The following is a 15,374-nucleotide window of genomic DNA, read 5'->3' as shown; positions in this document are numbered from 1 at the left end:
TATGCTTGATAGCATATGTTTCACACGGCTATTTGTTTCTGAGCGAAAACAAATAGCCATTATGGCAGATGAGAAATCGCCTACGCGAATTTCTCATCGTCTCTTCGCAACAAGTCGCTCAGAAATGGAGTAAATATGCAGATTAATACAAAATGGTTTGGTACGGTGGAGATTGATGGTGCCAAAGTGATTACATTTGAAAAAGGGCTGATTGGGTTTGAAGACTGCAGCCGGTTTGCGATTGTATATGAAGCAGACGATAAGAAAGAAAAACCAATTATGTGGTTGCAGTCGTTAGATGAACAGGCACTGGCACTGCCGATTATTAAGCCGGAATATATTGTGGATGAATATGCACCGGATGTTGAAGATGAACTTGTTTATAAGCTGGGAAAAAATGTAAAAAGTGATGATCTGATGATATTTGTTACGATGACAGTACCGTCTGATCTTACAAAGATGACCTGCAATTTAAAAGCGCCGATTATTATTAATACGGCGACGATGAAAGCAGTTCAGGCAGTTGCAGCCAATGAAGACTATGTTGTTCGCTTTCCGGTTTATAATCTTTTAAAAGAAAGAAAAGAAAAGGCGGGTGAGTAGAAATGCTGGCGTTATCGCGGAAAAAAGACGAAGCAATCATTATTAATGATAATATTGAAGTGAAAATTCTTGAAATTAAGGGCGACCAGATTAAAATTGGTATTTCTGCACCAAAGTCCGTTCCAATCTACCGGAAAGAAGTCTTTACACAGATACAGGAAGCTAATAAAGAGGCTTCTCAGTCTGTAGATATGGAAAAATTAAAGAAGTTATTCTAAAGATTCAGGTCCAAAAAACCGATAATACTAATAAGAAATGAGATAAACTGCGGTTATAGTGCAGTTTAAAAACGGCGAAAAAGGATATTCGCCGGGGAACAAGGAAACAAAGTATGCGTTATCACACGGAGGTGGATAAAAGTGGGATTAGAATCAATTAACAAAGCATCGGCAGCAGCACAGAGTGTGCAGACGACAGCGCCCGTAACGGCAAATGTCCAGGCAGCAGGCAGCAGCGCACAGACAGCAGATTATACAGCGGCACAGGCAGTACAGCTTTCGTTTGGACAGGACAGTGCATCTCCTGAAAGTCAGGAAAGCAAAGCAACCCTTGCAGATGTCAAAGACATCAGCAAAGTCTTAAACAGCAATACGGTTGCGGAGTTTGGTGTGTATGAGCCGATGAACCGGATCACCATTAAGATTAAAGACAAGGAAACAGGAGAAGTATTAAAAGAGATTCCTTCTGAGAAAATGCTTAAAATGTTTACAAAGGCCTGTGAACTGGCAGGGCTTCTTGTCGATGAAAAAATGTAATGAATATAAGTACAGATGTACTTTACTTTAGAAAGGGGTAGATGATATGCCAATTCGTTTATCAGGTATGCAGTCCGGTCTGGATACAGAAGCTTTAGTATCTGCACTGGTTATGGGTTACCGTACTAAAAAAGAAGATTATGAAAAAGCACAGACAAAGCTTTCCTGGAAGCAGGATAAGTGGAAGAGTATCAATACAAAGATTACAAACTTCTATTCAGGAACACTTGCAAGTAATAAGCTGACATCTGCTTATAATTTAAAGAAAGCAACGATTAACAATTCATCTTATGCAACCGTATCCGCTTCTACATCTGCGGTCAGCGGCACACAGAGTTTAAAGGTGACAAAGCTTGCTTCCACCGGATATCTGACAGGTGGAAAGATTAGTGGAAGCGGCAGTACGAAGCTGACAGGCAGCAGTAAACTCAGTGAAGTAGATGGAATGGGTTCAAAGGCTGATGGTGCAGCAATTTCTGTGACAGCCAATGGAACAACCTCAACAATTACATTGTCTTCCGATATGACAATCAATGAATTTGTTGTAAAATTAAAGAACGCGGGACTGACAGCAAGCTTTGATGAGAATAATCAGCGGTTCTTTATCAGTTCAAAATCTTCTGGTGCAGATAATGATTTCTCAATGACGGCGGCCAACAGCAATGGTAAGAATGCTCTGGGGGCATTAAAGCTTCAGGCAACTACAGCTGATACAGTTGCAAAGGATATTGCAAAATATCAGACCATTGCAGGTACGGATAAGAATACTTATATTACTGATACAGCAAAAAGCAATTATGATGCCACAATCAGTCAGTACAATACGGCAATTGAAAAGTTAAAGACATCGAATACTGAACTGGAAGAAAAGAATAAAAAGCTTGAGTATCAAAAACAGTATATTGAGAACTTCATTAAAGATGCTAATTATACAGATGATGATGGCGATGGAAAGTATAATCCGACAACAGTGGATGCGGCAAAGAGCAACTTGTCAGATGCCATCTCAAAGTTAGAAGCAAAAAAAACAGCCGGAACGATTACAGAGGATGAAAAACTGGAGCTTGAGGCAGCTAAGACAGTATCTGAAACTGTAAGTAAGGATACACTTGTATTAACGAGAACAGCGTCAACAGATGATGATGGCAATGTGACATATACAAGTGATATTGATGCAATGCTTACCAGTGCGACAAAATCAATAGCTTCAAATAAGGAAACGATTGACTCAAATAATAAATCCATTGCGGAGTATTATACAAAGGCGGGCGTAGACAGCACCAATGCAGCACAGGTAGACAGCACCAACGGAAAGATTCTGTTAAGCTACAGTGATGCAATCACAGGCAACAATTCACTGGCAACAGGCTATCAGGCAGCAGCTACCACGCAGTATGAGTATGCTGTGAGCATGGTAGAAGCCTACAATGCATATACAGCAGGTACAGCTACAGATTCTCAGAAAGAATTGCTCGGACTGTCCACCTCGTCATCAACAGATACAACATCAGCAGTCCGTATTGCCGGAAGCAATGCACAGATTGAGCTTAATGGTGCAGTATTTGAAAATACGACCAATAACTTCTCAATCAATGGTTTAACGATTCAGGCAACTGCACTGACAGGCAACGAAGCGGTAACGATTACGACAGATACAGATGTCGATGGTATTTATGATACGATTAAAGATATGCTCTCAGAGTATAATGAACTGATTAAGACGTTAGATACTGCTTATAATGCGGAAAGTGCAAAGGGCTATGAGCCATTGACAGATGATGAAAAAGAGTCCATGTCTGATGATGAGGTCGAAAAGTGGGAAACAAAGATTAAGGATTCACTGCTTCGCCGTGACGGTACATTGGACAGCGTTATTTCATCCATGAAGAATACAATGCTTGCGGGAATCACAATTGATGGTAAAACATATAATTTATCAACATTTGGTATTTCTACGGGCAGCTATTTCTCCAGTGGAACGAATGAAAAGGGTGTTTATCACATTGACGGTGATGAAGACGATTCAACATCAAAGGGAAATGAAGATAAATTAAAAGCAGCCATTGCCAATGATTCGGATACAGTCATTAAATTCTTTTCACAGCTGGCAAATAATCTGTACAGCACACTGAACAAAAAGCTGGGTACATCAAACAGCATGAGCAGCTATATGTCCATTTACAATGACAAGGAGATGGCAACGCAGTATTCAGAATATAAGACGAAGATTTCTGACCAGGAAACAAAGATTTCAACATGGGAAGATTATTATTATAAGAAGTTCTCAAGAATGGAATCAGCACTGGCTTCATTAAATTCACAGGCATCTTCTATTTCTGGATTATTTGGCTGATAAATACAGCATGCAGGAGGAAAAATCGTGGCAGTAAATAATGCATATGCACAATACAATAACAATAAAGTCCTTACCGCATCTCCGGCAGAACTGACATTGCTCCTTTATGAAGGGGCAATCAAGTTCTGCAACATTGCGATGGTGGGACTGGAAGAAAATAATATTCAGAAGACACATGATAACATCAAAAAGGCTCAGGCGATTATTGAGGAATTACAGTCCACGCTGAATCATTCTTATAAGGTGGCTGAGGACTTTGATAACGTATATCATTATATTTATGGTCTGCTTACAGATGCCAATATCCATAAGGATAAAGATACGTTAGAGAAGGCTTTAAATGAAATCCGTGGTATGCGGGATACATGGAAACAGGTCATGAAAAGCGCAAAAAGTGTGTAACTCATTGAATGTGGAAGTATGTACACGAAAAATGAGGAGCAGATATGGATACAGAAAATTATCTTCAGATTATGATTGACAGTCTGGTTCAAAAAGAAGAATTGCTAAAGCAGATTGTAGATTATAATGAAAAGCAGCAGACAATTATTACGGCGGCAGAATTTGATGATCAGGCTTTTGAGCAGAATTTAAGCGATAAAGGCGAACTGGTAGAAAAAATTCTTAAGCTGGATGAGGGTTTTAATTCCGTCTTTAACCGTGTAAAAGACGAAGTACAGCACAATAAAGCAAAGTTTAAGCAGCCATTACAGCGGTTAAAAGAACTGGTGTCGGCGGTTACGGACTTGGGTGTCCGGATACAGGCACAGGAGCTGCGGAATAAACAGCTGGTCGAAAAGCGGTTTGCGCAGATGCGCAAGGAATTAAGTAATGCCAAGCGTACAACCAGCAAGGCGAATGCGTATTATAAGAATGCCAACAAGCTGAATAATTACGAATCGCATTTTTTAGACCAAAAAAAATAAAAAAAGTTTATATCCGGGCTAAAGTATTCTAAAATACACCCGATATAATAAATGTAAGTAATCAAGAAGATTACTAAAAAATAATAACGGCGGCATGGAAGCCGCTACATATTCAAGGAGGAAGAATATTATGGTAGTACAGCACAATTTGACAGCCATGAACACTAACAGACAGTTAGGTATCACAACAAACGGACTTCAGAAGTCTACAGAAAAGTTATCATCAGGTTATAAGATTAACCGTGCAGCAGATGATGCAGCAGGTCTTGCTATTTCTGAAAAGATGAGAAATCAGATTAGAGGTCTTAATAAGGCATCTGACAATGCGCAGGATGGTATCTCTTTAGTACAGACAGCTGAAGGTGCTTTAAATGAAGTACATTCTATGCTTCAGAGAATGAGCGAACTTGCAGTTCAGTCTGCTAATGGAACAAACCAGACAACAGATAGACAAGCTATTGATTTGGAAGTTCAGCAGTTAAAATCTGAAATTACTAGAGTTTCTACAACCACTCAGTTCAATAAGATGAATATTCTTGATGGTACTCAGTTCGGTAACGGCAAGCAGTTACAGGTTGGTGCTAATGCTAAGCAGGTAATCACAGTTAAGATTACATCTCTTACAACAGTTATTTCTGATGCAACAGCTGTTGATGTTAAGACAGCAGATACAGCACAGACAGCTATTTCAAACATCCAGAAGGCTATTACAAAGTTATCAACACAGCGTTCTACATTAGGTGCTGTTCAGAACAGATTAGAGCACACAGTAGCTAACCTTGATAACATTAGCGAAAATACACAGGCTTCTGAATCACGTATTAGAGATACTGACATGGCTGAAGAGATGGTTTCTTACTCAAAGAACAATATTTTACAGCAGGCTGGCCAGTCTATGCTTGCACAGGCAAATCAGGCAAATCAGGGTGTTCTTTCATTACTTCAGTAATCGTAAGTACTATTGTAAAAAAGAGAGTCAGTTTCGACTGGCTCTTTTTTTTGTCCAAACAACAGGTAGGAGAGAGTAGATGAATTCTAATAATTGTAAAATATTAAAAGAGCAATTGATAAATTTGTACTGTAATGCAGAGGGGGCAATTTCTCGTTTTATAGAATTTGTACCACAATTGCAGCATATAATTGATGAAATTATAGAAAATATACCGGAGGAGCTGGAAAATATTCAAAAATATGCAGGCGATTTGGAAAATGCGGTTTCAGCAGGGGATATTTTAAGATGTGCAGATGATGTATACTGTATTTATGAAACATATTTGAGAACTTCAAACGTACAAAACTGTGAAATTGAAAGTAGTCAGGGACAGTTAGAAAATGTAGATGAACAGGTACAGATAGAAAATTATTATGAAAAAAATATTAGTGCAATGGAAAATGCCAAAATGAATATTTATAATCATGTAATAGAAGAGTGTAGCAATTTATCAGAGAAAGATAGTAAAGATATTGTAATAGATAAAAATGGAAATATAGGAGTTTATAGAGAAGAAGTATTGTGGCGTTTAAATAGTTATAAGAATCGGTATGAAGTGTCAGAGTTTGTATGTGATTATTTTGAAAAAAAAGGGTATATTAGTCAATTATATATATTAGGAATAGCAAATATGGATTATATTAATGCAATATTAAAAGTAATACCACAAGATACGGTAGTATATATATACGAGCCGAATAGTAATATTTTTAATAAAAATTTACACTATAGAGATATGTCCAAAATTTTCACAAGAAAATATACGTTTTTGTTTGTTGAAGGAATTAATGATAGATTGATGACCTCATACGTTGATAGTTTTGCAAATAGTGTTCAAACTGAATATTTGTATACGTTTGTTTCACCGAATTATAATGCATTATATTTAGAGCTGTTAAAAAAAACAGTAAGTCAGTGCAGCGAGGCAATGAATATAGCTATTATGACTGAAAATACAATTGTAGATCGAGCGGATAAAATAAATTACGCAAGAATTATGAATTTGAGAATTTTGCCGGAAACAATATTATTATCGGAATTTAAAAATGTTTGTCGACGGGAAATAGCTGTAGAACATGTTCCGGCGATTATTGTAGCGGCGGGACCATCATTGGATTATAATATTAGATATTTGAAACAAGCAGAAGGCAAAGCTTTTATAATAGCAGTTGATTCAGCAATCAGGATGCTTGATCAATATAATATTAAACCAAATATATATATAACATTAGATCCTATAAAACCAGATGTGTTATTTCATAATGAAACAGCAGAAAAAACTCCGCTATTATATTGTGAACATAGCAAATACGAAAGCATATGTAAGCTTAAGGGGAAAAAAATATTTTGTAATATTGATAATTTTGCTAATTCGGTATTAAAAGAACTGGGGAAAGAAGAAGAATTGATGAGTGCAGGAGGAAGTGTTTCTAATACTGCATATGCAGTTGCACAATATATTGGATTTAAAAATGTTATTGTGATAGGTCTGGATTTAGCATTTCAAGAAGAACGGAAACATGCTTCCGTAGTGTATGACGAAAAAAAAGTGAATCAAGAAGAATACGAAGATTATACATATGTAATGGGAAATAACGGAAAACAGCTTCTTACATACAAGAATTTTAAAGCATATAAGGAATGGTTTGAACACAGAATTAAGAAGGATTGCCTTAATTTTATTAATGCAACAGAAGGTGGGGCGTTAATAGAAGGAAGTATCTGTATGACATTAGAAGATGCTATTAATAAGTATTGTAAAACACAAATTAGTATAGAAAATGTGATAAATCAATGCCAATTAGCATTTAATCAAAGTCAAAAAGAAGCATATAAAAAATTAATAGTTCAATTGCAAAAAGATAGTGAAGAGATGGGGAAAAAGTACCAGGAATGCTTAAAACTTTATGAGAATATATCGAATTCTAAGGATATAACACTGATAAAGAAAAATATGCATCAGATCAATCAAATAGATGAATTTTTAAAGAAGTTTATTGTAAATACAATAATTAGGGATTATGCGGCAGCAAAATCAGATAGTGCTTTAAAAAAAATGTATGCAAATAGTAAACAGCAAAAAGATCAGTGGATAGAGGTTTGGGATAATATTCAGAGCGGAATTGTTGTTACAAAAGCTTTAATAGAAGGGGCGGAGATGGCAGTTAAGAATTTTGAAGAATGTTTGAAAGAAATATAAAGGTAACGGGTATATATGATAAAAAATATGCCTGTTGATAACGATTATTTTATTTTCAGAATACTGAGTGTTATTATCTTAAGGGAATACTTGAACACTTCATTAAAGAATACTGCGGTCATAGCCGATATATTACGTAAAAGCTGTATGATGCAGCGATACGATGCAGGGAGGCAGACAGATGTTAAATAACAAGACAATTCTTATTACAGGTGGTACAGGTTCTTTTGGTAATGCATTTACAGAGTATGTGTTAGAGCATTATGATCCGAAAAAGATTATCATATATTCCCGTGATGAATACAAACAGTTTATAATGTCAAACAGATTGAAAAAATATAGTTCAAAGCTGAGATTCTTTATTGGTGATGTGCGTGATAAAGAACGGTTATACAGAGCATTTGACGGTGTGGATTATGTGGTTCATGCAGCAGCATTAAAGCAGGTACCGGCATGTGAGTATAATCCGATGGAAGCAGTGAAGACCAATATTGATGGCGCAATGAATATTGTCGATGCGGCACTTGATTGTGGTGTAAAGAGAGTGGTTGCATTATCTACGGATAAAGCGGTAAATCCGATTAATCTTTACGGTGGCACAAAGCTCGTATCGGATAAATTATTTATTGCAGCCAATGCTTATGCTGGAAGCAAAGATGTGTGTTTCTCTATTGTTCGTTATGGTAATGTGGCAGGAAGCAGAGGGTCAGTTATTCCGTTTTTTAGAAATATTGTAAGCAATGGTGGAACGGAACTACCGATTACAGATTATCGTATGACAAGATTCTGGATTAGTCTTGAGGAAGGTGTGCAGTTAGTTATTAAGGCATTAAGTGAAGCAAAGGGGGGAGAAACTTTTATTTCAAAGATTCCTTCTTTTAAAATCACAGATTTGGCACAGGCAATTTTACCGGGGTGTAAGATGCCGAAGGTGGGAATCCGTGAAGGTGAAAAGCTTCATGAGGTTATGGTAACGAGAGAAGATTCCATGAATACTTATGAATATGAGAAACACTTTATTGTATATCCACACATGGACTGGTGGAATGAATCAAAAATTCAGCCGGGTGGTAAAAAGATTGAACAAGGGTTTGAATATAGTTCAGGAACTAATACAGAGTGGCTGTCCGTAGAAGATATAACAGAACGATTAAAGCTGGTAACTGAGCACTAACAGATGAAATAGGCAACAGAATTGTATTTATATTAAGAAAGCAAAATATAAGATTGAGGAAGTGTGCATATGTTTATACCGTATGGAAGACAGAGTATTAATGAACAGGATATAGAGGCTGTCGTAAATGTCTTGAAATCAGATTATTTAACGACAGGTCCTAAAATTGCAGAGTTTGAACGAAAAGTTGCGGATTATACAGGAGCAAAGTATGCAGTAGCAATTGCCAATGGAACAGCAGCACTTCATGCAGCCTGTTATGCGGCAGGAATTGGTGAAGGTGATGAAGTTATTACAACGCCGATTACATTTGCGGCATCATCTAATTGTGTATTGTATTGCGGAGGAACACCGGTTTTTGCGGATATTAATCCGGAAACATATAATATTTCTTCAGTGGATATTGAACGGAAAATAACATCGAAGACGAAAGCTATTATTGCAGTTCATTTCACAGGACAGCCATGTGAAATGGATCAGATTCATGAGATTGCAGACAAGCATAATCTGATTGTTATTGAGGACGGTGCACACGCCCTGGGTGCAGTATACAAGGGAAAACGTGTCGGCACTTTATCAGATATGACGACTTTCAGCTTCCATCCGGTAAAACATATAACAACGGGTGAAGGCGGTATGATTCTGACAGATAATCCGAAGCTGTATGAGCGGTTAAAGTTATTTCGTACACACGGAATTACAAGAGAAGAAAATCTGCTTACAAAAAATGACGGACCGTGGTATTATGAACAACGGGATTTGGGATTTAATTACCGGATTACAGATATTCAGTGTGCACTTGGCACCTCACAGATGGACAGACTTCCGGGATTCTTAGAAAAACGCAAAAAGATTGCTGAACAGTATAATGAAGCGTTTGCCGGGAATAATCAGATACAGCTTCCATATCAGAAAGAAGGCTGTGACAATGCATGGCATCTGTATGTAATACGTGTAAAGAATGGAAATAGAAAAGAAGTCTTTGAAAAACTGAGAGCGGCTGGAATTGGTGTTAATGTACATTATATTCCGGTATATCAGCACCCGTATTACAGATCACATGGATATGCACAAGTGGTTTGCCCGAATGCAGAGGAATATTATAAAGAATGTATCAGTCTTCCGATGTATCCGGATTTAAAGGAAGAAGAACAGGAATATGTGATAAAGAAGGTACTTGAATATGTCAGATAAAGCGATTGCCATTATTACAGCCAGAGGTGGAAGTAAAAGAATTCCGGGTAAAAATATCCGGGAATTTTGTGGAAAACCCATTATTGCTTATTCTATAGAAGCAGCATTGTCAAGTGGAATATTTTCTGAAGTAATGGTATCAACTGACAGTGGAAAAATAGCGGATATAGCGGAAAAGTATGGTGCCTCTGTACCGTTTATGAGAAGTGAAAAAACATCAGACGATTATGCAACGACAGCAGATGTTTTATTAGAGGTAATACATAAGTACAAAGAGCTGGGTAAAGAATTTGATTATATGTGTTGTATATATCCGACAGCGCCATTTGTTACAGTGCAAAAGCTGAAATGCGGTATGAAAATTATGAAAAAAGAGCATCCGATTGCAGTTATGCCGGTTGTTGCATTTTCATATCCGCCACAGAGGGCTTTTATAAAAAATGAAAACGAGGAATTAGAGTATAAATATGTAGAGTATCTGCGTTCAAGATCACAGGATTTAGAAAAACAATATCATGATGCGGGACAATTTTATATTTATGATATAGACAGATATTGTGCAATTAACGGAAGTGTATCTGAGGGAATCAGGCCATTAATTGTATCTGATTTAGAAGTACAGGATATTGACAATGAGGAAGATTGGAAAATAGCAGAATTAAAATATCAGTTAATGAAAGAGAGCAGGTAATGGAAAAGAAAGTCGGAATGGTAATAGGCGCCAGTCAGGATGCGGTTCATACAATAAAAAAAGCACAGCAACAGGGAATTTATGTAGTTGCATTGGATGGAAATCCGCACGCAGGAGGTCTTGATTATGCTGATGAAGGCAGAGTTGTAGATATTACCGATATGCAAAAGGTATGTCAGGAAGTAGAACGGATAAAGCCTGATTTTATATTGCCGGTTCCGATTGGAAGATATCTGATTACAATGGGCTATGTAAATGAAAAATACAAGCTTCAAGGGGCTATGTATGAAGCAACAAAGTATAGTACTGATAAATATTTGTTTCATTATAAATTAAATGAATATGGACTGAGAAGTACATATGAATATATTGTAAATAAACAGCAAGGTGTCAAAAATTTAGAACTTTTCTATCCGGCAATTATGAAGCCAAGATTTGGTTCTGGAAGCCGGGATATTTTTTATATTGAAAATGAGGAACAATTACAAAGTGCATATTGTACGATTGCTGGCAAAAACGAGGATTTTATTTTAGAACGTTTTGTTGAGGGGGTAGAATATGGTGTAGATGGTGCAGTGATAGATGGGAAATTGTATATTACGCTGCTTCGGAAGAAGAATATGACACCGTTACCGCAAAGGCAGGCAATAGCATACACGGCAGTATCAAGAAATACTGAGAATGAACATTTATTTTATAGAATTGAAAAATATTTAAAAAGTACAACAGATGCATTAGAATATAATAATTGTCATTTTCAAGTGGATTTAATTGTAAATGAAAATGAACTGTTTGCAGTAGAAATGGCGCCAAGACCAACAGGACATAGTGTACATGATATATTTGTTCCAATGGTTACAGGACTTGATTTAGCAGAAGAATATATTAAGTTTTTAATGGGCAGGGAATATACTTTTGAAGCCCAAAATATCAGATGCTTACGGATATGTTATTTTTATTTTGAGCCGGGTGTATTAAAAAAGATTCCGGAACTGCAGGATTTGAAGGAAAATGCTGACATTGTGATGTGGAAGTGTAATTTAAAAGAAAAAGATACATTGGAAAAAGTAATAAATGGACATACTATTATGGGAAGGGGCTTTTTTATCATACAGGGGAAGAACGAGCAGGAGTTGGAGGAACAGAATCAATGGATTTTGTCGAAGTTTAAGATAGAAAATGGTAGATAAAAAGTAGGAGAAGGTCAATGAAGCTATATGAAAAAATAAAAAATGGAGTGTATATTATTGCTGAAATGTCAGCAAATCATGCCGGAAAAATTGAAAATGCTTTTCGCATTATTGAAGAAGCAGCTAAAGCAGGGGCGGATTGTGTAAAAATACAAACATATACAGCAGATACACTGACAATTAACTGTACAGACGAGCCTTATATGATTAAAGGTGGTTTATGGGATGGATATAATTATTATAAATTATATCAGGAAGCGTATACACCGTGGGAGTGGCAGAAGGCATTGAAAGAAAAATGTGAAGAAGTCGGAGTGGATTTTCTATCAACACCTTTTGATAAAAGTGCAGTTGATTTTCTGGAAAATTTGGGCGTTGAATTTTATAAGATAGCTTCATTTGAACTCGTAGATATTCCGTTAATTGAATATGTGGCATCAAAAGGAAAGCCAATTGTAATGTCCTGCGGAATGGGGAGTATTGAAGAAATAGAAGAAGCATTAGCAGCGTGTAAAAGACAGCATAATGAAAATGTTATATTACTTAAATGCTGTAGTCAGTATCCGGCACAGTTTGAGGATATGAATGTTTCAGTTATTCCTGATATGCAGAAACGTTTTAAAAAACCAATTGGTTTATCGGATCACTCGTTTGGTTCGTTGGCACCGGTAGTAGCAGTGTCAATGGGAGCAAAAGTCATTGAAAAGCACGTATGTTTAAGCCGTTATATTGAAAATCCAGATTCGGGTTTCTCAATGGAGATGAGTGAATTTGCACAAATGGTACAGAATGTTAGAAATGCAGTTACGCTTATGGGGAAACCGACATATGAACTGACAGAGCATGAAAAAAACGGACTTGCAGTAAGAAGGTCTTTAGTTGCGGTTCAGCCAATCGCACAAGGGGAAGCATTTACAGAGGAAAATGTGAGAAGTATTCGTCCGGCTATTGGGATAAAGCCGAAGTATTATAATGCATTGTTACAGAAAAATGCTAAAAAATCATATCGATTTGGTGAACCGATTCAAATGGAGGAATTATTGTGATTGGTTTTCGCGTAGATGCAAATGAGAAAATTGCTACCGGGCATCTGATGAGATGTATTGCGATTGCAGCAGCTTGCCAAAAAAAAGGAAAGCAGTGTCTGTTTTTGCTGGCAGAGGGAAAGGAAACGCAGCGTCTGGCAGACAGGGGATTACCTTATCGTGTAATGGGAACAGAATGGAATGACATGGAATCAGAAAAAGAGCAATTAGCGCAGATTCTTGATGAGCAGAGATTTGAATATATGGTGGTTGATTCGTATCAGGCAACAATACCCTATTTGAAATGGCTTAACAGCAGGGTGCCGGTTCTTTATATTGATGATTTGGCACGGGAAATATATCCTGTAACAGCAGTTTTGCACTACAGCCAATGGAAGGACGATCAGTCATATTTTAATCAATATCAAAACATACCGGTTAAAGTGTTAGCGGGAATGGAATATACACCATTGCGAGAAGAATTTGCCCAAAGATATTATGAAAAACGCGAAAAAAGAATACTGATTACAACAGGAGGCACAGACCCGTTTAATATTACATATAAATTATTGAGTATCTGCCTTTGTGATGAGGTATTTGCATCATATTCCTATGATGTTATTGTGGGAAGCATGAATGTATATGAAGCCCAGCTAAAAGAAATGGAACACCAATATCCGCCAATTAAGATACATAAAAACATAACCAATATGAGTGATTATATGCGAGGTTGTGAAATGGCAGTATCGGCGGGAGGAACGACACTTTTTGAATTGTGTGCATGTGGAATTCCAACGGTGTGTTTTTCGTTTGCAGAAAATCAGATGAAATTTTCAAAAGAAATCGGAGAACATGAAATAATGTTTTATGCTGGAGATGCCCGTTACAATGATAAAATAGAAATTGACATTTGCCAGTGTCTGCATAGATTTTTAGAGAATAAAAAGTTAGAAGCAGAATATGCCAGACGTATGTTAGAACTGGTAGATGGAAAAGGGTGTGAACGGATTGTCGAGGTTTTGTGTTCCAAATAATGAAATAAAAGTATGATAAAATATAGAAGAAGGTATTATGAACGTACTTATTTTTGAATATAAAAATATAGGTATAGAAGATATTTGCGAAGCATTAAAAAATTTAGGACATTCATTTAAGTGTATTACGCATAAGGCAATTGGTGATTCCTTTAATAAAGAATTTGATGATTTGTTTGATAAAGAAATTGAATTGGCAAAGTATGATTGTGTGTTTACATTTAATTATCTGCCAATTATATCAAATTGCTGCAATCGTCATCATATACCATATATTTCACACGTATATGATAGCCCGTTAGTGGCTTTATATTCTTATACAATTATCAATCCATGCAATTATGTGTTTTTGTTTGATAAATCGGTTTATCTGGAATTTAAGAAGGAAAATATTAATACAGTATATTATATGCCACTTGCAGTGAATGTTTTCCGTTTAGATTCGATGATGAAGGATATAGGGACGGAAGAAAAGAAATTTTATTCATCAGATGTTTCGTTTGTTGGTTCTATGTACAATGAAAAGCACAATTTTTACGAACGTATGAAAAATATTTCGCCTTATACTAAAGGGTATCTTGAAGGCATAATGCAGGCTCAGAGTCAGGTCTATGGAGATTATTTTATAGAACAGCTGTTAAAGCCGGATATTTTAGCTGATATGAAAAAATCGCTGCCGTTTCAATCAAGTAGAAATGGAGTTGAAACAGAAGAATGGTTGTTTGCTTATTATGTCATAGCTCGAAAAATGGCAAATATGGAAAGAACTTCTATTCTAAAACAGGTATCAGAATCTTTTCAAACGAAGCTTTTTACGAGAAATCAGACACCGGAATTGCCAGATATACAGAATATGGGTCCGGTCGATTATTATAATATGATGCCGTATGTATTTAGGTTATCATCTATTAATCTGAATATATCATTAAGAAGTATAAAAACGGGTATACCACTTCGATGTTTAGATATAATGGGGGCAGGAGGTTTTTTGTTGTCGAATTATCAGGCAGATTTTTATGAACATTTTATACCGAGAGAGGATTTAATATTATATGAATCAGTAGATGATTTATTAAAAAAGTGCGCATATTATTTAAGACACGAGTCGGAAAGAAAGCAAATTGCCATTAATGGTTACAATAAAGTAAAAGAATATCATACATATGAAGTTCGATTACAGCAGATGTTTGATATTGTGTTTAGTAGAATATAGAGCGAAAAGATTAGAATTGAGG

The 15,374-nt window shown here is 36.4% G+C and carries 15 protein-coding genes; all 15 read left to right on the top strand.

The features are described from left to right. The first annotated feature begins 135 nt into the window (after nucleotides 1-135). The 15 genes from fliW (at nucleotide 136) to WMO37_RS05205 (ending at nucleotide 15,352) form a co-directional block, all read left to right on the top strand. Nucleotides 136-603 (top strand): flagellar assembly protein FliW, encoded by a 468-nt coding sequence (fliW, locus tag WMO37_RS05275; RefSeq protein WP_349154478.1) that lies wholly within the window; start codon nucleotides 136-138, stop codon nucleotides 601-603. A 2-nt stretch (nucleotides 604-605) separates the two neighbouring features. Continuing rightward, a complete protein-coding gene (gene csrA, locus WMO37_RS05270) occupies nucleotides 606-821 on the top strand; it encodes a carbon storage regulator CsrA (RefSeq protein WP_349154477.1) in 216 nt (71 codons plus the stop codon). 141 nt (nucleotides 822-962) lie between these two features. Then, nucleotides 963-1,358, top strand: a complete 396-nt coding sequence (locus WMO37_RS05265; protein WP_349154476.1) for a flagellar protein FlaG — start codon at nucleotides 963-965, stop codon at nucleotides 1,356-1,358. 46 nt (nucleotides 1,359-1,404) lie between these two features. Further along, complete coding sequence (gene fliD, locus WMO37_RS05260; RefSeq protein ID WP_349154475.1) at nucleotides 1,405-3,711, top strand: flagellar filament capping protein FliD; 2,307 nt, start codon at nucleotides 1,405-1,407, stop codon at nucleotides 3,709-3,711. 27 nt (nucleotides 3,712-3,738) lie between these two features. Continuing rightward, nucleotides 3,739-4,116, top strand: coding sequence for a flagellar export chaperone FliS (gene fliS / locus WMO37_RS05255; protein ID WP_349154474.1), 378 nt, complete (start codon nucleotides 3,739-3,741; stop codon nucleotides 4,114-4,116). 44 nt (nucleotides 4,117-4,160) lie between these two features. Then, the gene (gene flgN / locus WMO37_RS05250; RefSeq protein ID WP_349154473.1) at nucleotides 4,161-4,640 is read left to right on the top strand and encodes a flagellar export chaperone FlgN; all 480 of its coding nucleotides are present in this window, start codon (nucleotides 4,161-4,163) and stop codon (nucleotides 4,638-4,640) included. Between the two features lie 130 nt (nucleotides 4,641-4,770). Continuing rightward, nucleotides 4,771-5,589, top strand: a complete 819-nt coding sequence (locus tag WMO37_RS05245; protein ID WP_349154472.1) for a flagellin N-terminal helical domain-containing protein — start codon at nucleotides 4,771-4,773, stop codon at nucleotides 5,587-5,589. 79 nt (nucleotides 5,590-5,668) lie between these two features. Next, the gene (locus WMO37_RS05240; RefSeq protein ID WP_349154471.1) at nucleotides 5,669-7,831 is read left to right on the top strand and encodes a motility associated factor glycosyltransferase family protein; all 2,163 of its coding nucleotides are present in this window, start codon (nucleotides 5,669-5,671) and stop codon (nucleotides 7,829-7,831) included. 181 nt (nucleotides 7,832-8,012) lie between these two features. Continuing rightward, a complete protein-coding gene (gene pseB / locus WMO37_RS05235) occupies nucleotides 8,013-9,005 on the top strand; it encodes a UDP-N-acetylglucosamine 4,6-dehydratase (inverting) (RefSeq protein ID WP_349154470.1) in 993 nt (330 codons plus the stop codon). A gap of 69 nt (nucleotides 9,006-9,074) precedes the next feature. Next, entirely contained in the window at nucleotides 9,075-10,199 is a 1,125-nt protein-coding gene (pseC, locus tag WMO37_RS05230) for a UDP-4-amino-4,6-dideoxy-N-acetyl-beta-L-altrosamine transaminase (protein ID WP_349154469.1), read from the top strand. Next, nucleotides 10,189-10,890 carry a pseudaminic acid cytidylyltransferase gene (pseF, locus tag WMO37_RS05225; RefSeq protein WP_349154468.1) on the top strand — a complete coding sequence of 234 codons (702 nt, stop codon included), beginning with the start codon at nucleotides 10,189-10,191 and terminating at the stop codon, nucleotides 10,888-10,890. Before pseC ends, pseF begins: the two co-directional genes overlap by 11 nt. After that, nucleotides 10,842-12,080 (top strand): ATP-grasp domain-containing protein, encoded by a 1,239-nt coding sequence (locus WMO37_RS05220; protein WP_349154467.1) that lies wholly within the window; start codon nucleotides 10,842-10,844, stop codon nucleotides 12,078-12,080. The genes pseF and WMO37_RS05220 overlap by 49 nt, the downstream gene beginning before the upstream one ends. A gap of 17 nt (nucleotides 12,081-12,097) precedes the next feature. Then, the gene (gene pseI / locus WMO37_RS05215) at nucleotides 12,098-13,126 is read left to right on the top strand and encodes a pseudaminic acid synthase (protein ID WP_349154466.1); all 1,029 of its coding nucleotides are present in this window, start codon (nucleotides 12,098-12,100) and stop codon (nucleotides 13,124-13,126) included. Then, the gene (pseG, locus tag WMO37_RS05210) at nucleotides 13,123-14,139 is read left to right on the top strand and encodes a UDP-2,4-diacetamido-2,4,6-trideoxy-beta-L-altropyranose hydrolase (RefSeq protein ID WP_349154465.1); all 1,017 of its coding nucleotides are present in this window, start codon (nucleotides 13,123-13,125) and stop codon (nucleotides 14,137-14,139) included. The genes pseI and pseG overlap by 4 nt, the downstream gene beginning before the upstream one ends. A gap of 37 nt (nucleotides 14,140-14,176) precedes the next feature. Further along, the gene (locus WMO37_RS05205; protein WP_349154464.1) at nucleotides 14,177-15,352 is read left to right on the top strand and encodes a CgeB family protein; all 1,176 of its coding nucleotides are present in this window, start codon (nucleotides 14,177-14,179) and stop codon (nucleotides 15,350-15,352) included. Nucleotides 15,353-15,374: the final 22 nt, after the last annotated feature.

The sequence above is a fragment of the Lachnospira intestinalis genome (assembly GCF_040095895.1).
Taxonomy (GTDB): domain Bacteria; phylum Bacillota; class Clostridia; order Lachnospirales; family Lachnospiraceae; genus Lachnospira; species Lachnospira intestinalis.
The sequence above is the reverse complement of the archived record's forward strand: the minus strand, read 5'-3'. Positions and strand labels throughout refer to the sequence as shown.